The following is a 19,509-nucleotide window of genomic DNA, read 5'->3' as shown; positions in this document are numbered from 1 at the left end:
GCCTACCCCCGCGTCTTCCCCGACGAAGGCTCGGCAGAGTCGCTTGCGACGTCCTCCGCAAGCTCCTCCACGTTCGTCGCCTGACCCCTGTTGGGGTGCTCGAGGAGGAACTCCTCCTTGAAGTGCGCGATGTGGGCCTTGATGCGCTCGCCCGTCTCGTCGTCGATCTTCTTGTCCCTGAGGCTCGCGCGGAGCTGCGGATGGCGCTCGGCCATGTAAGCGGCGAGCTTGTCGCGGAAGAGCGTCACGTGCTCGAGGTCGATGTCGTCGAGGAAGTCCTCCTTGGCGGCAAAGATCGAGATGACCTGGTCGGCCACGTCGAGTGCGGCATAACGCGGCTGCTTGAGCAGCTCCATCATGTGGGCACCGTGGTTGAGCTGGTACTGCGTCGTCGCGTCGAGGTCGCTGCCAAACTGCGAGAAGGCCTGCTTCTCTCGATAGCTCGCGAGGTCGAGGCGCAGCGTGCCCGCCACCTGCTTCATGGACTTGAGCTGCGCGGCACCACCCACGCGCGAGACGGAGATGCCCACGTCGACCGCAGGGCGCTGGCCCTGGAAGAAGAGGTTCGACTGCAGGTAGATCTGGCCGTCGGTGATGGAGATCACGTTAGTGGGGATGTAAGCCGAGACGTCGCCCTCCTGGGTCTCGATGATCGGGAGCGCCGTGAGCGACCCGCCGCCGTTGGCATCGGAGAGCTTGCAGGCACGCTCGAGCAGGCGAGAGTGCAGGTAGAAGATGTCACCAGGATAGGCCTCGCGTCCGGGCGGACGATGCAGCGTGAGCGACATCTGCCTGTAGGCGACCGCCTGCTTCGAAAGGTCGTCGTAGACCACCAGGACGTGCCCGCCGGGATGCTCGGCGTCGGCGGGGTTCCCGTTGGCATCGTTGTACATGAAGAACTCGCCGATGGCGGCTCCGGCCATGGGGGCGATGTACTGCATGGGGGCGGAGTCGGCTGCCGTGGCGGCGACGATGATCGTCTTGTCCAGGACGCCCCTCCGTGCGAGGGACTCCCTAATCGCTGCGACGGTAGACGCCTTCTGGCCGATGGCGACGTAGATGCAGACCATGTCGGTCTCGCGCTGGTTGACGATGGCGTCGATGGCGATGGCCGTCTTGCCCGTCTTGCGGTCACCGATGATGAGCTCGCGCTGGCCGCGTCCGATGGGGACCATGGCGTCGATGGCGAGAAGACCGGTCTGGACGGGCTCGCAGACAGGCTGGCGCTCCATGATACCTGGCGCCTTGAACTCGATGGGCCGACGATGCGCGGTGTCGATCGCACCCATGCCGTCGATGGGCTGTCCGAGGGGGTTCACGACGCGGCCGAGCATGGCCTGTCCCACGGGGATGTCCATGACGTGGCCGGTGGTGCGGCACTCGTCACCCTCCTTGATGGCGTCGACGTCACCGAAGAGGACGGCGCCGACCTCGTCCTCGTCCAGGTTCTGGGCGAGGCCGTAGACGCTGCGGCCCGTGGCCGAGCTCGTGAACTGCAGGAGCTCGCCCGCCATGGCGGTCTTGAGCCCCGAGACGTGCGCGATGCCGTCTCCGACCTCGGTGACGACCGAGGCCTCCTGCATGTCGACCGTCGCGTTGATCTGGGCGAGCTGCGTTCGCAGCGTGTCCATGATCTCGACGGAGCTGATCTTGTCTGTCATTGCTCATCACTTCCGATGAAGGTTGAGGAGAGCGTCTTGCGGATGTTCGCAAGCTGGGCCCTCACGGAGGCGTCAAAGCGCTTGCCGCGCGCCTCGAACACGATGCCTCCAAGAATGCTGGGGTCCACGCGCTCGACGAGGTACACCGGCGCCTTGAGGTCGGACTCGGCCTTCGCCTTGACCTTTGCGCGCAGCTCGTCGTCCATCGGGACCGAGGTGGTCACGGTGACCGAGACGGTGTTGTCCTCGCTGTCCAGAATCTCCTTGTACTGCCGGGCTACCTTGTCCACCAGTCCCAAGTCGTCGCTCTCGTGCATGGCGCTCAGGGTCTCGAGGACCTCCGGGGAGAACTTGCGCGCATGCTGCCATTGGACGAGGTCGGCGTTGGCCCTTCCCTCGCTGCGGCCGGCCTCGATGAGGGCCCTGGCATACGCCTCGATCTTCTCGTCTTCGCCGCGCTTAGTGCTCATCTGGGGCACTCACTTCCGCGAGGTATTTCTCGGCCAGCTTGCGCTGCTCGTCCTCGCTGAGGTCGTTGCCGATTATCTTGCTCGCGATCTCGACCGAGAGGTCGACGACGGAGCTCGAGAGCTCGATCATCGCCTTGCGACGCTCGGAGTCGACGGCGCCGTGCGCCTTTGCGATGACGTCGCTCGCGTCGCGCTGGGCGCGAGCGAGGATCTGGGAGCGCTCCTCCTCCGCCTCGCGCTTGGCACGGGAGATGATCGCGTCGGCTTCGTGGTTCGCCTCGAGGATGCGTGCCTCGTAGCTCTTTGCGCTCTCTGCGGCCTCCGCCTTGGACCGTGCGGCCGCGTCGAGGTCGTCCTGGATCTTCTGCTGGCGCTGCTCCATCATCGAGAGGATCGAGGGCCACGCGAGCTTCGCGAGGACGACCCAGATGATGAGGAACGCGATGAGCGCCGGTACGAACTCGGCGGGCTTCGGCAGCAGGAGGTCGGCTCCGCTGGGCGACTCCGCCAGAGCCAAGGCGGGCGTCAGAAGCGTCGCCGCACCCGCGGTGACGGCGACGACCGCCCCTCCTCCGGCAACCCGTATGTCTTTGCTCATGAATGCCTCCAACTAGCGATTTGCGCGTACCTGCGGCACGCCTCGCTACTTAGCGATGAGCGTGACAACGAAGCCGATCAGTGCCAGGGCCTCGACGAAGGCGGACGCGAGGATGAACGTCGTGAACAGACGGCCCTGAACCTCGGGCTGACGTGCCATGGAGGTAGTGGCGCCGTACGCTGCCAGGCCGATGCCAAGACCCGCGCCGATAACACCAAGACCGTATCCGATAACTCCCACGATTCCTCCTTTGTCATTCGCCCCGGGACGGGACGAGTACCATGACTTGCTATGCACGAGCGGGCGTGGCCCCGCTGGATGCCCTATGTTGGGGCTACTCGCTCTCGACGAGCTGGATGTAGACGGCCGAGAGGAGCGTGAAGACGTACGCCTGGATGATGCCCACCAGAATCTCGACGATGTAGATAATCAGGAGCAGCAGGACCCAGAAGATGGATGCGCCAGCCTGACCCAGCGCCGCCGCGGAGAAGCCCTGCAGCAGGGGCTGGACGAAGAGGGAGGCGAGGATGGCGAAGGTCCCCATGACCACGTGCCCGGCGAACATGTTGCAGAAGAGTCGGACGGCCAGGGTGATCAGGCGCAGGAAGGTCGAGACGAGCTCGATGGCCCAGACGAGGACGTTCATGGGAAACGACACGCCTTCGGGGGCGAGGCTCTTGATGTAGCCGATCACGCCGAGGCGCTTGCAGCCCAGGACGACGAAGTAGACGAAGGAGCAGAGCGCGAGCGCGGCGGTCACACCGATGGTGCCCGTACCGGGATGGCAGCCGGGAATGACCCCCACGATGCTGTTGCAGACGATGAAGAAGAAGAGGGCGGCGAGGAAGGGGAAGTGCTTCTTCCAGGTGTCACCCAGGATGGACTTGCACATGTCGTCGCGGACGAACTCGACGACGTACTCCATGCCGTTGACGAAGGTGCCCTGCGGAACGAGGCTCGACGCCTGCTTCCTTTTGAAGACGAAGATGACGACGAGCAGGAGGGCGAGGGCCACGCACATCCAGAAGATGTAGTTGGTGAGCCCGACCGTCGTGTCACCGACGATGGCATGGGTCATGAAGCCGTCGAGAAGCTCATCCATGGCCTCGGGCAACTTGGAAAGCGCGTCCACTTGTCCTGTCCTTTCCCTCTCGCCTCGTCAGCGGCTGCCGGCGCGGCTACCCGCCTTGTCCGTCGCGCGGGTTTGCCGCGTGCCAGGCACGTACGCTCTCTGCCGTCCAGATGGCGAGGAAGGTCGCCACGACGCTGACGCCAAACGAGAAGACGTTCTCCCTGTCGACCAGATAGGCCACCGCGATGGCGCAGGACATGGTGCCAAACGAGAGGAGCACGCCCGCGACGCCGAGTGCCATATCTGGCTTCTTACCCCAACGATGCACCCCCTCAAACAGCAGAGCGCCCGGAATCGCGCCGACCGCACCGACGGCAAGGCCAAAAAGCGCTGCTATGGGCACTCCCATGGCCGACCTCCGGGCGCGTAACGCGAAACGTCTGGATTCTAGTCTCTGCCACTGCGAAAAACCAGAGCCTTGTCTTTGGGAAAGGCGCCCCTTGCCTGCTCCGAGGAGTGGGATGGGCGCCCTACCAGCTTCTATACAAAATGTCATGCCGACCGAACTGTGTCAGTACCGTGAAGCGCACCGCCTGCGGCGCACGGATGCCGCGGGAAGCCCTACTTGGTGCCGTAGATGCGGTCGCCCGCGTCGCCCAGGCCGGGCAGGATGTAGGCGTTCTCGTTCAGCTGGCGGTCGAGGGCACAAGTGTAGAGGCGCACCTCGGGATCGAAGTCGAGCACTGCCTTGACGCCCTCGGGGGCGCTGACCAGCGTGAGGGCGCGCACGTCCTTAACACCTGCCTCGCGCAGGAACTGGATGGCCGCGGTGAGCGAGCCGCCCGTCGCGAGCATGGGGTCGACGATGAGGCAGGTGCGGTTCTCGATGTCCTGGGGGAACTTGCAGTAGTACTGGTGGGGCTCGTGGGTCTCGGGGTCACGGTACATGCCCACGTGGCCCACGCGCGCGGAGGGGACGAGGCTCAGGATGCCGTCCACCATGCCGAGGCCGGCGCGAAGGATGGGGATGATCGCGACCTTCTTGCCGGCGATGCGCTTGCAGATCGTCGTCTCGAGCGGGGTCTTGACCTCGACGTCCTCGAGGGGGAAGTCCCTCATCGCCTCGTAGCCCTCGAAGATGGCCAGCTCGCTCACCAGCTCGCGGAACTGCTTGGTGCTCGTGTTCTCGTCGCGCAGGATGTGCAGCTTGTGCTGCACCAGCGGGTGGTCGATGACGGTCAGGCGCTTCTCGTCGAACTCCATGTGAGGGACCCTTCTCCTCTTGCTGAACGTGTTCGCGCTTGATTCTATCTCAGGTGGAGCCCAGGGCACGGACGCAAGACGCCCTTACCCCTGGACGTCCAGGTCCTCGGGCACGCCGGCGAAGCTCGGGTCGTCCTCGCGCATGGCCTTGGCGACCCGGCCCTCGTGGCGTCCGCCTGCGAACTCGGTGTCGAGGAACTTGTCCACAATCTCCTCGTTGGTCGCAAGTGGCGTGAAGCGTCCGGACACGCAGAGGACGTTGCCGTCGTTGTGCTCGCGGAAGAGCTCGGCGAACTGGGGCGTCTGGATGACCGCGGCCCGCACGCCGGGGACCTTGTCTGCCGTGACCGCCATGCCGATGCCCGTGCCGCAGATGAGCACGCCACGGTCGGCCTCGCCGGAAGCGACCTTGCGCGCGACCTTGTCGGCGAAGTCGGGGTAGTCACAGCGCAGGGCCTGGGAAGGCCCGAGGTCGATGACCTCGTGTCCCCGCCCCGCGATGTAGTCGACCAGCGCGGGCTTCTGGTCGAACCCGGCGTGGTCAGATGCTATCGCAACCCTCATGGGGCGCTCCTCTCCTCGAAGTCTGGGGCGCCCGCCTCGGGGCCCTAGGGGAGAGGATAGCGCGCGGGCGGCATGGCGTGCGCCGCCGCGCCCGCCCGTACCGCCCAGCGGCGGGGCTAGAGCCCCGCGACCCGCAGGACCTCGTCGGCCGGAATGGCCCCCTCGCGGAGGATGACGGGCCTCTCGCCCACGCAGGAGACGATGGTGGACGCGACGGCGACGGGCGCGGGACCCCCGTCGAGCGTGAGGTCCGCCATGGCGACGAGCCTCGCCTCGACCGCGTCACCGCTGGTGGCGGACGGCGAGCCGTGGGTGTTTGCGCTGGTGGTGGCCAGGGGCACCCCAAGCTCGCGCGCAAGCCGCCTGACGAGGTTAGAGTCGGGGCAGCGCAGGGCGATGGTGTCGTCCCCCGGAAGGACGTACTCCCGCGGGACGAGCTCGCTCGCGCGGACGACGAGCGTGAGGGCCCCCGGCCAGAGCTCGCGCGCGAGGGCAAGGGCCCAGGCGGGCAGCTCCCTGCCGAAGCGCTCGAGGTCCTCTGCGTCCGCGACGAGCCAGGGCAGCGTCTGGGCGCGGTCGCGCCCCTTGATCTGGAAGATGCGCCCGTGGCCCGGGTTCTGCGGCGTGGCGGCGCAGCCTATGCCGTAGACCGAGTCCGTGGGCATGACCAGGACCCCGCCGGCAGAGAGCACGCGCGAGGCCTCCCTGAGCACGTCCGGGGACGGGTCGTCCTGGTCGACCGGCACGACGCGCCGAGGCGCGCAGAGCTCCCCGCCCTCGGCGAGGCTGCCCCCGCGCCACGCGACGAGGAAGCGGGGGCGGTGGGTGAGGTCCTCGCGGACCTCGACGGACGCCCAGCCCCCCTGGGACCGGCAGAGCTCCGCCGCGGTCGCGACGTTGTCCTCGAAGAGCTCGACGCAGAGGAGCCCTCCCGGCCTGAGGGCACGGGGGGCGAGCTCGAGGATGCGCCTGAGGACGTCCAGCCCGTCCTCGCCGCCGTCCAGCGCGAGGCCGGGCTCGTAGCCCACGACCTCCTCGGGCAGGGTGGGGACGACGGCGGAGGGGATGTAGGGTGGGTTCGATACGAGCACGTCGAAGCCACCCATGAGGTCCTCGTCGACGCCAGAGGCGAGGTCGCACTCGATGACGTCGACGCTTCGGCCCACGCCAAGGGCGTCACGGTTGCGCGCCGCGAGGGCGACCGCCCGGGGCGAGAGGTCCGTCGCCACGACGCGCGTCCCCTCGCGCTCGGAGGCGATGGAACAGGCGATGCAGCCCGTCCCGCAGCCAAGCTCGAGCACCTGTGCGGAGTGGCCCGCCGCGACCGCGCGGTCGACGCCCTCGAGGGCCACGTCCACGAGGACCTCGGTCTCGGGCCGCGGTATGAGGACGCCGCGCTCGCAGCGCAGGACTATGTGTCGGAAGGGCATCTCGCCCGTGACGTACTGGAGGGGCTCTCCGGAGCCGCGCCTCACGACCGCATCGTGCATCCCGTCGAGCTCCTCCTGGGTGAGGGGCCGGTCGAAGTTGGTGTAGACCTCGACGCGCGAGAGTCCCGTCACGTTGTTGAGCAGCCACTCGGCCGAGAGGCGAGGGTGCTCGTCCCCCTTGCGCTCGAGGTAGCCCGTGGTCCAGGACAGGATCTTGCCCACCGTCCAGGCTTCTTCCGCCATCGTCCTTCCTCTCAAGACGGGCGTGGCGCCGACCCTGCCGACGCCACGCGAACCCAATTCCTGTTCCTTGCCCCGTCACACCGCCTGGGCGAGCTTCTCCGCACGATCCGCCGCCGCGAGGGCGTCGATCACGCTGGGCAGGGTGTCGCCCAGGAGCACGCCGTTGTAGGTCCCGTTGAAGCCGATGCGGTGGTCGGTCACGCGGTCCTGCGGCTGGTTGTAGGTGCGAATCTTCTCGGAGCGGTTGCCATGGCCGATCTGAGCGAGACGCGAGGCCCCCTGCTCCGCCTGCTGCTTCTCGAGCTCCATCTCGTAGAGGCGAGCGCGCAGCATCTGCATGCAGACCTCACGGTTCTGGATCTGGGAGCGCTGGTCCTGGGACTGCACCACGGTGTTGGTGGGCAGGTGCGTGATGCGCACGGCGGAGTAGGTCGTGTTGACGCCCTGGCCACCGGGACCCGACGCGCAATAGGTGTCGATCCTCAGGTCCTCCTGGGCGATCTGGATGTCGATCTCGTCTGCCTCGGGAAGGACGGCGACGGTCGCCGTGGAGGTCTGGATGCGCCCCTGGCTCTCGGTCTTGGGGATGCGCTGCACGCGGTGGACTCCGCTCTCGTACTTCATGACGGAGTAGACCTTGTCGCCCGTGACCTTGAACTCGATGGTCTTGAAGCCACCTGCCTCGGAGGGGCTGGACGAGAGGACCTCGACCTTCCACTTGCGGGCGGAGGCGAAGCGCTCGTACATGTTGAAGAGGTCGCCCGCGAAGATGCCGGCCTCGTCGCCACCCACGCCCGCACGAATCTCGACGATGGTGTCCTTCTCGTCGTTGGGGTCGCCGGGAATCAGCATGACCTTGATCTGGTCCTCGAGCCCGGGCAGCTTTGCCTCGTTGGACGAGATGTCGTCCTGGAGCATCTCCTTCTCGTCAGTGTCCGCGGCGTCGTGCAGCATCTCCTTGGCGACCTCGATGTCATCGAGCGCCTGCACGTACTCGCGGGCCTTCGCCACGAGCTCGGCCTGGTTGGCATGCTCCTTGGCGATGCGCGCGTACTCCTTGGGGTTCGAGACGACGTCGGGATCGACCATCCTCTTCTCGAGCTCCTCGTACGCAGCGATGAGCTTCTCTAGCTTGTCTCGCATGGTGTCACTCCTTGCACGCGCCGCGGCGCAGCACGCCAGGGCGAATCGTTCGTGTTCAGCGATACGAAGTCTACCACCGCAAACCCGCGGCTATTCCGCCGGGCGGCCCGTCCCACGCTGCGCACACGATGCCATCGCTGGCAGCCCTGTGGCAGACTGGGGAGGAAGCGGGCTCGAGGGCGGGAGGCGCGATGGACGAGGACGGCCGCGGGAGGCTCCGCCCCGAAGGCGGGGAGGCAGATGGGAGGGACGCGGATGCTGAGGCCCAGAAGACCGCACTCCAGCCCACCGTCGCCAACGCGCGGGCGAGGGCCGGCGGACGCGATGGGGCGGGCGAGGGGTCTCTCCCCCGCCCCGAGGACGGCCTGGTCGCCCGGGCCGGGGCAGGCGCCGCCCGAGCGGGCGCCCTTCTTGCCGCACATCGCCTGGCCGCCCTCCTGACCGGCGCCGCCATCGCGCTCCTCGTGGTGGTGGGGACGCTGCTGAGTCCTGTCATGGCAGGCACTCCCGACGCCACGCGCGTGAGGGCCGACGCGCTCGCGCACACGCCCGTCCCCACGCACGACGGGGGACCCTGGAACCATGACGGCGTTCTCATTGCAACGGACGCGCAGCTCAGGGAGAAGTCGACCGAAGCGTCTGGGGGCATCTCCGCCCGCACCACCGTGACCTACTCGGACGGGAGTGTCGAGGCGAGCTGGGATGCCATCCTGCTCTACCAGAGGTCCGACGGGTCATGGGAGCTGGAGTCCATCGACGTCCCCCAAGCCGCGAGCTGGAGACCGACCTCCGGCCCCGACCATCAGAAGCTGCTCGCGTCCCTGGAAGCGCTCCTCACCCGCGCCGAGGCGAGGCTCGACTCGCAGGGCGACGACGGGGAAGAGAGCCTCGCCAACCTGTACCGGGACTGCGAGGCCAGCGTCACCAACGACGAGCTCGACGTCGCGGCACGCCTCGACAAGATGACCGTCCGCTGCAGCAAGCAGGAGGGCTTCGCCTCGCGAAACTGCGACCTGAGCCTGACCCTGCGCTTCGTCACGGCAAGCGGCGTCTGGGAGCTCACCGACGTCAGCGTGAGCGACGGGGCGAAGGAGCTGGGATACGAGCCGCTCAAGGGCAGCTGGTCCGGCAGCTTCCGAACCCAGTCGTCGAGCGGACACAAGTGCCTGTCCGGACGGGACGCCGGGCTTCGGCTAAGCATCGACGAGGTCGCGACGAGCGGCGACACCACCATGATCGCAGGCACGTTGGACGGCGTCGCGCACTTCCATCCCGAGCCCGAGCGGGACAGCACGGGCTGCGACGGGGACTCCGCGCTCGAGTCCCTGGCCTTCACGGGCACGCTCCAGGACGGCTCCGACGGCCTCGTCTTCGACTGCGAGACCGCGGACGACGTGCGAGGGAGCGTGAGCTTGAGGCTCGAGTTCGGGAATGCGCAGAACCCCTCCGCCGCGACGGCGACGCTCGTCTCCACCCACGACTACCAAGACAGCTTCCTGCTCGTCCCCTACCAGAGGACGGCGCGCTACGAGGACGAGTTCGTGCTGAGAAAGGTGTGACGCCGGGACCCCGACGCCACACCCTCCCACGCCGTCCCTTGGTCCGTGCTACTCGGACGCGAGCCTCTCTCCCATGAGCAGGCCCATCACGCTGGCCATCATGAGGCCGCGGGTCCAGCCACTGGAGTCGCCCAAGCAGTGCAGGTGGGCGACGTTGGTGTCGAAGTTCTCGTCCATGCCCACGCGGTTGCTGTAGAACTTGAGCTCGGGCGCATAGAGCAGGGTCTCGTCGGCGGCGAAGCCCGGGACCACCTTGTCCACGGCCTTGATGAACTCGACGATCTCTATCATCGCGCGGTAGGGCATGGCGGCGCTGATGTCTCCCGCCTCGGCGTCGGGCAGGGTGGGCACCACGTTGGAGCGAGTGAGCTCCTTGGGCCAGGTGCGCTTGCCGTCGAGCAGGTCACCGAAGCGCTGCACCAAGATGTGCCCGGCTCCGAGCATGTTGCAGAGCTTCCCCACGTTGCGCGCGTACACGATTGGCTGGTCGAAAGGCTTGCGGAAGTTGAACGAGACGAGCACGGCCAGGTTGGTGTTGGGGCTCTTGCGTTCCTTGTAGCTGTGGCCGTTGACCACTGCGAGGTCGCCGTCGTAGTTCTCCTGGCTCACGAAGCCGCCCGGGTTCTGGCAGAAGGTGCGCACCTTGTTCCGGAAGGGGTCTGGATAGCCCACGAGCTTGCTCTCGTAGAGCACGCGGTTGACGTCGTCCATGACCTCGTTGCGAACCTCGACGCGCACGCCGAGGTCGACGGGGCCGGCGGAGTGTGCGATGCCATGGGCCTCGCACATGTCGTCGAACCAGGCGGCGCCACGGCGCCCGGTGGCAACGATCGTCTCGCCCGCCTCGATGCGGGTCCTGACGCCATGGACGTCGCTCACCACGGCACCCTGGCAGCCACCCCCTTCCACGACGACCTCGTCGCACTCGTGCTGGAAGAGGATATGCACGCCCCCCTCGACGAGGGTCCGCTCTATGCGGCCATAGATCTCTTGCGCCTTCTCGGTCCCCAGGTGGCGGATGGGGCAGTCGACCAGCTTGAGGCCCGCCTTGATGGCGCGACGCCGGATGTTGGCGACCTCCTCCGGGTGCTCGAGCCCCTCGATGTGGGGGTCGGCCCCGAAGTCGAGGTAAATCTGGTCGACGCGTCCGATGGTCTCTTGCGCGAGGCGCTCGCCGATGAGCGTGGGCAGGTCCCCGCCAACCTCGTGGCTCAGCGAGAGCTTGCCGTCAGAGAAGGCGCCGGCGCCCGAGAAGCCCGTGGTGATGCGGCAGGGCTTGCAGCCCACGCAGTGGCCCGTCTTCTCCTTGGGGCAGGAGCGGCGCTCGACGGGGAGCCCCTTCTCCACCATGGTGATGGAACGCGAGTCTCCCTTGCGCAGGAGCCCCAGCGCGGTGAAGATGCCCGCCGGGCCCGCCCCGATGATGAGCACGTCGGTCTTGATGGTGGCGAGGCCATGCTCGCCGGAAGCTTCGCTCATGCGCGTCTCCTCTCGGGTCTTGTGGCGCCGTCCCCCAACGGCACACAAAAGGAGAGGGACGACCTGTGCCGTCCCTCTCCTCCTTTGCTCTGGTCTAGCTGGGGTTACTCCGCGGCGGGGGTCTCCTCGGTGGCCTCGACAGGGGCCTCCTCGACGACCTTGGCGGCGTCGGCGGCAGCCTTCTTCTCGTACTCGGCAGCACGCTTGGCCTTCTCGGCAGCCTTCGCCTCGGCAGCGGCCTTGCGAGCGGCAGCCTGCTCGGCGGCCTTCTTTGCCTTGGCCTCCTTGGCGGCCTGGGCCTTGGCAAGCTGGGCCGCGGCGGCTCCACCGAACTTGTCGGAGAAGCGCTGGACGCGCCCTCCGGTGTCGACGAGCTTCTGCTGGCCGGTGTAGAACGGGTGGCACTTGTCACAGAGGTCAAGCGTCATCTCGCTCACCGTGGCGCGGGTCTTCCAGGTGTTGCCGCAGGTGCAGCGAACGGTGCACTCGACGTACTCGGGATGTATTCCTTGCTTCATTTCAGGACTCCTTCTTTCGGCCTGGTTTCCGACCAGACAAGGGGTGTCGAGGCAAACGCCAGGACAATTGAGCCTTGCTAGGTTACCACAGTGGTCGCATTCTCATACCAAGACTGTGGAAAAGTGGTGCAAGCCCACGCGCGGGGCGCCCGGTCCCGCCACGCTACACTGGTTGGGCGCAGGCGGATCCGAGGAGGAGAGATGCTGCTCGTCGTTGACGTAGGTAACACCCAGACCACGTTGGGGCTCTTTGGTCCGGACGACCAGCTCGCCCGCCAATGGCGCATGGCCTCCGACAAGACCGACACCGCCGACGAGCTCCACGAGCGACTCTACGGCTACTTCATGATGCTGGGCCGCAGCCTCTCCGAGGTGAGCGACGTGGCCATTGCCAGCGTGGTTCCCATCCTCACCCAGGAATGGCTCTACATGATGGGACACGTCCTGGATGCCAGGGACGTGCTGCTGGTTGATCCCCGCCGCGACTGCGGCATCGAGGTGGACATGCCCGACCCCACCCAGGTGGGGGCGGACCGCATCGCCAACGCCGTCGCCGCCCGCGAGGCCTACGGCGATTCGGTCATAGTGGTGGACTTCGGGACCGCGACCAACATCGACGTGGTCGACGCGCGCGGACGCTTCAGGGGCGGGGCCATCATGCCCGGCCTGCTGCTGAGCGCCGGGGCACTCTTCTCGCACGCGGCGCGCCTCTCGAGCGTCCCCTTGGTGGTGCCCGAACGCGCCCTTGGCAACAGCACCGAGGCCGCCGTGCAGTCGGGCATCGTGATCGGCGCGGCCGCACAGGCCGAGGGCCTGGTGAGGCGCATCAAGGACGAGCTCGGCGAGCCCGATGCGACGGTGGTTGGCACGGGAGGGCTCTCGCGCGAGATCGCGAAGGCGACCGACCTCTTCGACGCCCTCGACCCCGACCTCACCATCCGCGGCATCAAACTCATCTGGGAGCATCGCGCCCGCAAGCGTGCCGTGCGCTAGGAAGGGCCGTTTGTCCGCAGAGGGCCTGGGGCCCACGCGGGCAGGCCCCCGCCCGACAACTGCCTACTCGCGGTCGGGCGACCTCAGGAGCGCCTGTTCGGCAGAGAACTCGAGCTCGTGTCCAGACTCGTCCACGACGGTGGCCCGGCCCCAGATGTCGAAGCCCGCAAGGCGCCCTCGCGCCATCACGCGCCCGTTGGGATACGTCACCTCGACCTCCCGGCCCATCCTGAGCTCATGGTCGAAGTAGTCGGGGAGAAACGCCGCCCACGGTCCCCCCGCAGACCTCCCAGCCGCGACATCCCCCTCCCAGGTGGACACGCGCTCGCGCACCGCCCGCTCGATCGCGGCGTCGTCAGGCATCGCGGCGTCGTCCCCATCGCCCAAGGTACGCCTTATGGCGAGACGGACGAAGACGCCCCCGTCGTCGTAGCCGCCGCGACCGTCCAGCTCGAAGGCAGGCCTTCCCGCGGGGACGAGGGCGACGTCCCGCGGCCAGAGCAGACCCGCCTCGGAGTTCCCCGTATCGACGAGCGCGTCCATCACGCCCAGGCTCGCAACGGCGGGAAGGGCCACCAGGTAGCCCATGGGCACCCTTGGCCTCAGCGTGAGCTCGAGCTCCCCCACGCCAGCCCCCCTACTGCCAGTCAAGCTCGCCCAGCTCGCCCACCACATGCCCCACGCGGTCCTCGGGGGCATAGACGGGCACGCCGGCATGCATCAGGAAGCGGACGGGGTCGTGCATGAGGTCCTCCATAGGCACCAGGACGTAGTCCCTCTCGCCCAGGTGCGCGTGGGGAAGCGTGAGCTTGCGCCCTGCGTGCTCCTCGTCCTCGACGAAGACGAGGTCGCAGTCGATGGTCCTGGGGCCGTGACCCGCCTGCTCGGGGTCGCGCACGCGGCCGAGCCTCTCCTCGACGCCGAGGAGGGCGTCCATGAGGACGCTGGGGTGCAGCTCGCTGCGAAGCTCGGCCACGGCGTTGGCGACCGGGACCTTGATGCCGTAGGCGGGTTCGGTCTCGTACACGCGGCTCACCTGCACCACGCAGGTGAGCGGTATCTCGTTGATGAGCGCCACGGCACGGCTCAGGTAGTCCATGCGGTCGCCCACGCTCGAGCCCAGCGAGACGAAGGCCTGCCGCGCGTCGGCGCGGCTGACCGCCCAGTAGGAGTTGAGCGCCTCGGCCGTGAGGGCCACGTTGTGGACGCGCAGGATGCGCGCGCCAGACTCGATGGCGCTCAGGCAGATGCCCAGCGTGGCGGCATCGCGGGCTGGGGCGTCCGTCACGCCCGAGACGGCCCCGACCATGCGCTTGCGCGAGACGGCCGTGAGCACGGGGTATCCCATGGAGACGAGCTTGCGGGTGGCGCGCTGGATCACGACGTCCTGGTCCGCCGCCTTGTCGAAGCCCGGACCGGGATCGATGCAGATGCGGTCGTGGGCAACGCCCGCACGCATGAGGGAGCGCGCCTGATCGCCCAGGAAGCCCATGATCTCGCGCATGAGGGGGGCCTCCTCGGGCAGGGTGAAGCGTCGCGCGCTCGCCTGGACGCTGCGGGCCGCCACCGCACGCGCGGGAGTGCTGTCCAGGCGCACGGACTTGCGGCTGGACTGCCCGTTGCCGCGATTCCAATGCATGACCACGCAGCCACAGTCGGACTCGGCGGCGACGCGCACCATCTCGGGGTCGATGAAGCCCGTGACGTCGTTGACGATGGAGGCGCCCAGGCGAACGCAGACCTTGGCCACGGAGGCATGGCGCGTGTCGACCGAGACTATGGCGCTGGGCGCGGCGGCGAGGATGCCCCTGACCACGGGAACGACGCGCTCGGCCTCCTCGTCGGCAGCCACGGGCTCGTGGCCGGGCCGCGTGGACTCGCCCCCCACGTCGATGATGTCGGCGCCCTCGTCCAGCATGCGGAGGGCGTGCTCGACCGCGAGCTTGGGGTCGAGGTTCTCTCCCCCGTCCGAGAAGGAGTCGGGGGTGACGTTGAGGATGCCCATGATGCGGGGACGCGAGAGCGAGATCTCGTGACGGCCGCAACGCCAAAGCGAGTAGTCCTGTCGAAGCATGGGTCGGGTCCTCCCCTAAGGCTGAGGGGGACGCGCCCGCGCCCCCAGGGTGTTCCTTTGTGATTGTAGCGACTCCCGGCGGCCGGCCTTCCGCTCGGCCTGGCCCGGCAAGTCCCGGAACGGGAATTCCGGGCGAGAGGGGCCACGGCCTACCAGTCGAAGGACCGGGCGATGTCACAGGCGCAGACCAGATCCGCGCTCGCGTCCTGGGGCGTGGGCTGGAGGTTGCAGATGGCCAGCTTGTCTCCCCCGAAATAGCGCAGGAGCCCCGCGGCCGGGTAGACCACCAGGGAGGTGCCGCCCACGATAAGGAGGTCGCAGCTGGCAATCGCCCGGATGGCGGCGGTGATGACGGCCTCGTCCAACGCCTCCTCGTAGAGGACGACGTCAGGCTTCACGGGCCCGCCGCAGGCCTCGCAGCGGGGGACGCCCTCGGTCTTGAGGACCCACTCCTGCGAGTGGACGTGCCCGCAGCGCTGGCAGACGTTGCGATGGGTCGAGCCGTGGAGCTCGACCACGTTGCGCGAGCCTGCCGCCTGGTGGAGGCCGTCTATGTTCTGGGTCACGACGGCGCTGACGAGCCCCTCGCACTCCAGCTCGGCGAGCTTGAGGTGCGCCTGGTTTGGCTTGGCGTCGGGGGCGCACATACGGCTGCGGTAGAAGTCGAAGAACTCCCGTGTGTGCTCCACGTAAAAACCGTGGCTAAGCATGACCTCGGGCGGGTAGTCAAAGTGTTGGTTGTACAGGCCGTCGGCGCTTCGGAAGTCGGGGATCCCGCTTGCCGTCGAGACGCCCGCGCCGCCGAAGAAGACCGTGTTCCCCGCGCCCTTCACGAGCGCCCCGAGCGCCGCTGCCGCCTCCCGTGGGTCAGTGATGGTCCTTGCCATGGCGGCCTCCCGTCGTTTGCCAGCGGCTCTGACTCTAGCACCAGGAAGGCGAGGTACCGGCATGAAGAAGCTCAGCTGCAACGTGGAGGGCTGCGCCCTCGTGTTCGAGGGCGGCGGCTATCGCGCCGCATACACCGCGGGAATCGCCCGCGTCCTTCTGGAGCAGGGAATCCACTTCCCCTTCGTCTGCGGCATCTCCGCGGGCTCCAGCCACACGGTCGACTACTGCTCGCGTGACCTCGCACGCACGCGCAACGCCTTCCTGGGCATGAGGCCCGAGGGCATACCCATCGCGGGCTTTGGCTCGGTGGTGCGCGGCAAGGGCTACTTCAACGCCGACTACCTCTACGAGGGATGCATCGCCGACGGCTTCATGCCCTTCGACTGGGACACCTTCCAGGCAAACCCCGCCCAGGTAGCCATCCAGGCCTTCGAGGTGCGGACGGGCCGCAGCGTGACCTTCACAAAGGACGACATGCGCGACAAGTACGACATGGTGGACAAGGTGCGCGCCAGCTCGACCCTGCCGGGGGTCATGCACCCCAAGGCGGTGGACGGCCGGCTCTTCATGGACGGCGGGCTGGGAGAGGGAGCAGGCCTTCCCCTGCACCTGGCCGAGCGCGGCGGCTACGACCGCTTCTTCTTCGTGGCGACCCGCCCGCACGGCTACCGCAAGGAGCCTCCCACCGAGCAGGAGCGCCGCGTCTACCGCGCCATCGCACACGGCCGACCCTACCTCCTGGACGCCCTCCTCACACGCTGGGAGAGGTACAACCGCGAGCTCACGCGCATCGAGCGCCTCGCGGACGAGGGTCGCTGCCTCATCGTGTACCCGGACGACATGCCCATAAGCTCGGGCACCACCGACAAGGCGAGGCTCCTGGCCGCCTATAACGAGGGGCATGCCCAGGCCATGCGTGACCTGCCCCGCTACCGCGAGTTCCTCTTTGGGGCGCCCGACGCGGGACCTCACCCAGACGAGGCGGCCCTCGCGCGCACCCTCGCGGCCATCGACGACGGATACGTGATCATCGAGGGCTGAGACGGCGAGGGGGCGGTGCTCGGGAGGTCGCGCAGACCCGTCGCGCCATGCGGGGACGGGCCCAAAGACGGCAAATCTCGTGAAATGCTGTCGTTTTTCGCATAAGGCCAGGTAAGCGAGAAAAGAGACAGCATTCTGCGAGAAATGCTGTCTTCTCTCCCTTGGCCCGTCCTCGTCGCGCACCCTGGCCGCAGCCCCGTCCCGCAAACGGATGCCAAGGTGGTGCCATATCCTGGACCAGCACGTATACTGGCCTGAGCGGGCACGGACACCCGCCCAAACGGACACGACGCCGGCGGGGCGACGCCCCCGCCAAGGAGGAGCGGCATGGCACAGAGCGAGGAGCGCGAGCTGAGGCTCGTCTCGTGGAACGTCAACGGCCTCAGGGCCGTCATGAAGAAGGACCCCAGCTTTCCCCAGATCTTCGAGGCGGCGGACGCCGACGTCTTTGCCATCCAGGAGACGAAGCTGCAGGAGGGCCAGCTCGACTTGGACCTCCCCGGCTACCATCAGACATGGAACTATGCCGAGCGCAAGGGCTACTCGGGCACCGCGGTCTTCAGCCGCGAGGAGCCGCTGCGGGTCATCAGGCAGATCGGCTGCGAGTTCGCAGACGACGAGGGCCGCGTGTGCGCCCTCGAGTTCGAGCGCTACTGGTTCGTGGACGTGTACACGCCCAACTCGAAGAACGGGCTCCTGCGCCTGGACGAGCGTATGGTCTGGGACAGGAGCTACCGCGAGTTCCTGTCGGGCCTCGCCAAGGAGAAGCCCGTGGTCACCTGTGGCGACTTCAACGTCGCGCACGAGGAGATAGACCTCAAGAACCCCGACACCAACCACATGAACGCAGGCTTCTCGGACGAGGAGCGCGAGGGCTTCGGCAAGCTCCTCGAGGCGGGCTTCGTGGACAGCTTCCGCCGTCTCTACCCCGACCGAGAGGACGCCTACAGCTGGTGGAGCTACCGCATGCGCGCCCGCGAGCGCAACGTGGGCTGGCGTATCGACTACTTCCTGGTGAGCGAGGACGCCGCGGGCGGCATCGTCGAGGCCTCGATCCTGGACGACGTCTACGGCAGCGACCACTGCCCCGTGCAGCTGACGCTCAGGGTATAGGCGAGAAGAGCCCCTCGCGTCGCAGTGCCAAATCGGACCCCACACGCCTTTGCCGCGTGCGGGGCCCGACACTTGTCTGCAGGCCGCATGCGCCCGGGAAATCTGTCACAGGACTGTGACCCTTTACTTACGCTTTGGCGCAGGATTTGGGCCGTTGGCTGCCCATACACTCTTCTCGTCGATCGGAGGCGACCAAGAAAAGGAGTGATCAACATGACCAAGGGAAGCAAGGGCAAGCGTCAGCTGGCAGCGGCAATCTGCACCGCGGGGCTTCTGGGATCGCTCGCCCTCCCCACCCTGGCGATGGCCCGCGCCCAGGGAGCGCAGGGCTGCCAGGCCTGCGGGGACTGTTAGACCCAGTCCATCAGCGAGGACGACCTCAACCTGCTCGAGGTCCAACGCGCCTTCCTCGAGGGCGCAGGCTATCAGGTAAGCTGATTCGCCACCGGAGACGCCCTTCGCGAGCGCTTCCTCGAGCGTCCCGCCGACCTCGTCATCCTCGACGTCATGATGCCGGGAACGGGCGGCCTCGAGGTCTGCCGCCAGCTCAGGGAGGTCTCTGACGTGCCCATCGTCATCCTCACCGCCCGGGAGTCAGAGATGGACTACATCACCGGGCTCGCCTTGGGCGGCGACGACTACCTCTTCAAGCCCTTCTCGCCCTCCATGCTGGTCATGCGCGTGAGGGCCCTGCTCAGGAGGGCAAACATGTCACGCGGGCAGGATGGTGGCACCTTGCGCTTCGCCGACCTCATGCTGCGTGACGCCGCGCACGTGGTGGAGTGGGCGGCAGGGAGCTGCGCCTCACGATGATGGAGTTCTCGCTCCTGAGGGTGCTCATGGAAGCGGCGGGGAACCCGTCTCGCGCGCGGAGCTCCTCCGGAAGGTCTGGGGGATGGACGCGGAGGTGGAGACCTGCGTCACCGACGAGTGCGCGCGTCGAGTGCGCCAGAAGCTGCGAGGCGCCGGCAGCCGCGTGGGCGTGAAGGCGGTCTGGGGCTTCGGCTACCACCTCGTGGATGCGGGCGAGGGGGATGCCCATGCGCCGCGCTAGGTGGCCGAGGGCCGGCAACATGCGCCCTGCCCTCCGGCTTGCCCTGCTCTTCGCGGGCTGCGTCGCCGCCGCGCTGCTGGCAGTGGTTCTCGCCTATGGCCAACTCGTGCAGGCACAGATGCGCGACAGTTCCGAACAGGCGATCGACGCCCTCCTGGGCGATGGGTACGAGGAGGGGGAGCCCTCCCGCGTCGCCATCCCCCTCACGCCGACGGCCGACTGGAGGCTCGACGAGTCGGACGGCACCCTACACGCCGCTGGACAGGCTCGCCGCCAGCTGGGCGTCTGAGCATCGCGACCAGACCGGTCGGCTCGTGCGCGTGGAACGGGATGGGCTCGAGTGCTA

The 19,509-nt window shown here is 67.7% G+C and carries 23 protein-coding genes; 8 read left to right on the top strand and 15 right to left on the bottom strand.

Features of this window, described 5'->3' with window-relative positions:
- Positions 1–2: 2 nt before the first annotated feature.
- From atpA to prfA, 10 genes are all read right to left on the bottom strand, one after another.
- Positions 3–1,661 carry a F0F1 ATP synthase subunit alpha gene (gene atpA / locus ACMPH2_RS08360; RefSeq protein ID WP_009278180.1) on the bottom strand — a complete coding sequence of 553 codons (1,659 nt, stop codon included), beginning with the start codon at positions 1,659–1,661 and terminating at the stop codon, positions 3–5.
- The gene (locus tag ACMPH2_RS08355; protein ID WP_009278181.1) at positions 1,658–2,131 is read right to left on the bottom strand and encodes a F0F1 ATP synthase subunit delta; all 474 of its coding nucleotides are present in this window, start codon (positions 2,129–2,131) and stop codon (positions 1,658–1,660) included. Before ACMPH2_RS08355 ends, atpA begins: the two co-directional genes overlap by 4 nt.
- Positions 2,121–2,729: a F0F1 ATP synthase subunit B gene (gene atpF / locus ACMPH2_RS08350; RefSeq protein ID WP_009278182.1), complete on the bottom strand. Its 609-nt coding sequence runs from the start codon at positions 2,727–2,729 to the stop codon at positions 2,121–2,123. Before atpF ends, ACMPH2_RS08355 begins: the two co-directional genes overlap by 11 nt.
- A gap of 45 nt (positions 2,730–2,774) precedes the next feature.
- Complete coding sequence (atpE, locus tag ACMPH2_RS08345) at positions 2,775–2,969, bottom strand: ATP synthase F0 subunit C (protein ID WP_009278183.1); 195 nt, start codon at positions 2,967–2,969, stop codon at positions 2,775–2,777.
- A gap of 94 nt (positions 2,970–3,063) precedes the next feature.
- On the bottom strand, positions 3,064–3,861 hold the full coding sequence (gene atpB / locus ACMPH2_RS08340) for a F0F1 ATP synthase subunit A (RefSeq protein WP_009278184.1): 798 nt from the start codon (positions 3,859–3,861) through the stop codon (positions 3,064–3,066).
- A gap of 46 nt (positions 3,862–3,907) precedes the next feature.
- Complete coding sequence (locus tag ACMPH2_RS08335) at positions 3,908–4,102, bottom strand: hypothetical protein (protein WP_040656693.1); 195 nt, start codon at positions 4,100–4,102, stop codon at positions 3,908–3,910.
- Between the two features lie 320 nt (positions 4,103–4,422).
- Entirely contained in the window at positions 4,423–5,064 is a 642-nt protein-coding gene (gene upp / locus ACMPH2_RS08330; RefSeq protein WP_062531454.1) for a uracil phosphoribosyltransferase, read from the bottom strand.
- Between the two features lie 84 nt (positions 5,065–5,148).
- Positions 5,149–5,628: a ribose 5-phosphate isomerase B gene (gene rpiB, locus ACMPH2_RS08325; RefSeq protein ID WP_417119190.1), complete on the bottom strand. Its 480-nt coding sequence runs from the start codon at positions 5,626–5,628 to the stop codon at positions 5,149–5,151.
- Between the two features lie 116 nt (positions 5,629–5,744).
- Entirely contained in the window at positions 5,745–7,301 is a 1,557-nt protein-coding gene (gene prmC / locus ACMPH2_RS08320) for a peptide chain release factor N(5)-glutamine methyltransferase (protein WP_417119189.1), read from the bottom strand.
- 75 nt (positions 7,302–7,376) lie between these two features.
- Positions 7,377–8,444 (bottom strand): peptide chain release factor 1, encoded by a 1,068-nt coding sequence (gene prfA / locus ACMPH2_RS08315; RefSeq protein WP_417119188.1) that lies wholly within the window; start codon positions 8,442–8,444, stop codon positions 7,377–7,379.
- Between the two features lie 191 nt (positions 8,445–8,635).
- On the opposite strand from prfA, the gene ACMPH2_RS08310 reads away from it, so the two are divergent.
- A complete protein-coding gene (locus tag ACMPH2_RS08310) occupies positions 8,636–10,003 on the top strand; it encodes a hypothetical protein (RefSeq protein ID WP_417119187.1) in 1,368 nt (455 codons plus the stop codon).
- Positions 10,004–10,051: 48 nt separating this feature from the next.
- Here the strand turns inward: ACMPH2_RS08310 and ACMPH2_RS08305 are convergent, their stop codons facing one another.
- Positions 10,052–11,482, bottom strand: a complete 1,431-nt coding sequence (locus tag ACMPH2_RS08305) for an NAD(P)/FAD-dependent oxidoreductase (RefSeq protein WP_062531458.1) — start codon at positions 11,480–11,482, stop codon at positions 10,052–10,054.
- 104 nt (positions 11,483–11,586) lie between these two features.
- The gene (gene rpmE / locus ACMPH2_RS08300) at positions 11,587–12,000 is read right to left on the bottom strand and encodes a 50S ribosomal protein L31 (protein WP_062531459.1); all 414 of its coding nucleotides are present in this window, start codon (positions 11,998–12,000) and stop codon (positions 11,587–11,589) included.
- 201 nt (positions 12,001–12,201) lie between these two features.
- On the opposite strand from rpmE, the gene ACMPH2_RS08295 reads away from it, so the two are divergent.
- A complete protein-coding gene (locus ACMPH2_RS08295) occupies positions 12,202–12,993 on the top strand; it encodes a type III pantothenate kinase (protein WP_009278193.1) in 792 nt (263 codons plus the stop codon).
- Between the two features lie 63 nt (positions 12,994–13,056).
- Here the strand turns inward: ACMPH2_RS08295 and ACMPH2_RS08290 are convergent, their stop codons facing one another.
- The 3 genes from ACMPH2_RS08290 to ACMPH2_RS08280 form a co-directional block, all read right to left on the bottom strand.
- Positions 13,057–13,620 (bottom strand): hypothetical protein, encoded by a 564-nt coding sequence (locus tag ACMPH2_RS08290; RefSeq protein ID WP_417119186.1) that lies wholly within the window; start codon positions 13,618–13,620, stop codon positions 13,057–13,059.
- A gap of 10 nt (positions 13,621–13,630) precedes the next feature.
- A complete protein-coding gene (gene folP, locus ACMPH2_RS08285) occupies positions 13,631–15,067 on the bottom strand; it encodes a dihydropteroate synthase (RefSeq protein WP_062531462.1) in 1,437 nt (478 codons plus the stop codon).
- A 149-nt stretch (positions 15,068–15,216) separates the two neighbouring features.
- Positions 15,217–15,954, bottom strand: a complete 738-nt coding sequence (locus ACMPH2_RS08280; protein ID WP_417119185.1) for an NAD-dependent protein deacylase — start codon at positions 15,952–15,954, stop codon at positions 15,217–15,219.
- A 61-nt stretch (positions 15,955–16,015) separates the two neighbouring features.
- On the opposite strand from ACMPH2_RS08280, the gene ACMPH2_RS08275 reads away from it, so the two are divergent.
- The 6 genes from ACMPH2_RS08275 (at position 16,016) to ACMPH2_RS08250 (ending at position 19,452) form a co-directional block, all read left to right on the top strand.
- On the top strand, positions 16,016–16,996 hold the full coding sequence (locus ACMPH2_RS08275) for a patatin-like phospholipase family protein (RefSeq protein WP_062531463.1): 981 nt from the start codon (positions 16,016–16,018) through the stop codon (positions 16,994–16,996).
- A 327-nt stretch (positions 16,997–17,323) separates the two neighbouring features.
- The gene (locus ACMPH2_RS08270; RefSeq protein WP_062531464.1) at positions 17,324–18,109 is read left to right on the top strand and encodes an exodeoxyribonuclease III; all 786 of its coding nucleotides are present in this window, start codon (positions 17,324–17,326) and stop codon (positions 18,107–18,109) included.
- A gap of 213 nt (positions 18,110–18,322) precedes the next feature.
- A complete protein-coding gene (locus tag ACMPH2_RS08265) occupies positions 18,323–18,463 on the top strand; it encodes a hypothetical protein (protein WP_417119184.1) in 141 nt (46 codons plus the stop codon).
- A gap of 141 nt (positions 18,464–18,604) precedes the next feature.
- Complete coding sequence (locus tag ACMPH2_RS08260) at positions 18,605–18,922, top strand: response regulator transcription factor (RefSeq protein ID WP_417119195.1); 318 nt, start codon at positions 18,605–18,607, stop codon at positions 18,920–18,922.
- Positions 18,923–19,004: 82 nt separating this feature from the next.
- Positions 19,005–19,163: a hypothetical protein gene (locus ACMPH2_RS08255; protein ID WP_417119183.1), complete on the top strand. Its 159-nt coding sequence runs from the start codon at positions 19,005–19,007 to the stop codon at positions 19,161–19,163.
- A complete protein-coding gene (locus ACMPH2_RS08250; RefSeq protein WP_417119182.1) occupies positions 19,150–19,452 on the top strand; it encodes a hypothetical protein in 303 nt (100 codons plus the stop codon). Before ACMPH2_RS08255 ends, ACMPH2_RS08250 begins: the two co-directional genes overlap by 14 nt.
- Positions 19,453–19,509: the final 57 nt, after the last annotated feature.

The sequence above is a fragment of the Olsenella phocaeensis genome (genome assembly GCF_048189965.1).
GTDB lineage: Bacteria > Actinomycetota > Coriobacteriia > Coriobacteriales > Atopobiaceae > Olsenella_I > Olsenella_I phocaeensis.
This window is presented reverse-complemented; position numbering and strand designations above follow the sequence as displayed.

Excerpts from the sequence above, each read along its gene's own strand:
- ACMPH2_RS08280 (WP_417119185.1), bottom strand. The coding sequence starts at position 15,954 with ATGGCAAGGACCATCACTGACCCACGGGAGGCGGCAGCGGCGCTCGGG.
- ACMPH2_RS08295 (WP_009278193.1), top strand. The coding sequence starts at position 12,202 with ATGCTGCTCGTCGTTGACGTAGGTAACACCCAGACCACGTTGGGGCTC.
- prfA (WP_417119188.1), bottom strand. The coding sequence starts at position 8,444 with ATGCGAGACAAGCTAGAGAAGCTCATCGCTGCGTACGAGGAGCTCGAG.
- ACMPH2_RS08335 (WP_040656693.1), bottom strand. The coding sequence starts at position 4,102 with ATGGCACTCGGCGTCGCGGGCGTGCTCCTCTCGTTTGGCACCATGTCC.
- upp (WP_062531454.1), bottom strand. The coding sequence starts at position 5,064 with ATGGAGTTCGACGAGAAGCGCCTGACCGTCATCGACCACCCGCTGGTG.
- rpiB (WP_417119190.1), bottom strand. The coding sequence starts at position 5,628 with ATGAGGGTTGCGATAGCATCTGACCACGCCGGGTTCGACCAGAAGCCC.
- atpA (WP_009278180.1), bottom strand. The coding sequence starts at position 1,661 with ATGACAGACAAGATCAGCTCCGTCGAGATCATGGACACGCTGCGAACG.
- ACMPH2_RS08355 (WP_009278181.1), bottom strand. The coding sequence starts at position 2,131 with ATGAGCACTAAGCGCGGCGAAGACGAGAAGATCGAGGCGTATGCCAGG.
- ACMPH2_RS08275 (WP_062531463.1), top strand. The coding sequence starts at position 16,016 with ATGAAGAAGCTCAGCTGCAACGTGGAGGGCTGCGCCCTCGTGTTCGAG.
- prmC (WP_417119189.1), bottom strand. The coding sequence starts at position 7,301 with ATGGCGGAAGAAGCCTGGACGGTGGGCAAGATCCTGTCCTGGACCACG.
- ACMPH2_RS08305 (WP_062531458.1), bottom strand. The coding sequence starts at position 11,482 with ATGAGCGAAGCTTCCGGCGAGCATGGCCTCGCCACCATCAAGACCGAC.
- ACMPH2_RS08310 (WP_417119187.1), top strand. The coding sequence starts at position 8,636 with ATGGACGAGGACGGCCGCGGGAGGCTCCGCCCCGAAGGCGGGGAGGCA.
- ACMPH2_RS08255 (WP_417119183.1), top strand. The coding sequence starts at position 19,005 with ATGGACGCGGAGGTGGAGACCTGCGTCACCGACGAGTGCGCGCGTCGA.
- rpmE (WP_062531459.1), bottom strand. The coding sequence starts at position 12,000 with ATGAAGCAAGGAATACATCCCGAGTACGTCGAGTGCACCGTTCGCTGC.
- ACMPH2_RS08265 (WP_417119184.1), top strand. The coding sequence starts at position 18,323 with ATGACCAAGGGAAGCAAGGGCAAGCGTCAGCTGGCAGCGGCAATCTGC.
- atpF (WP_009278182.1), bottom strand. The coding sequence starts at position 2,729 with ATGAGCAAAGACATACGGGTTGCCGGAGGAGGGGCGGTCGTCGCCGTC.
- ACMPH2_RS08270 (WP_062531464.1), top strand. The coding sequence starts at position 17,324 with ATGGCACAGAGCGAGGAGCGCGAGCTGAGGCTCGTCTCGTGGAACGTC.
- folP (WP_062531462.1), bottom strand. The coding sequence starts at position 15,067 with ATGCTTCGACAGGACTACTCGCTTTGGCGTTGCGGCCGTCACGAGATC.
- ACMPH2_RS08250 (WP_417119182.1), top strand. The coding sequence starts at position 19,150 with ATGCGCCGCGCTAGGTGGCCGAGGGCCGGCAACATGCGCCCTGCCCTC.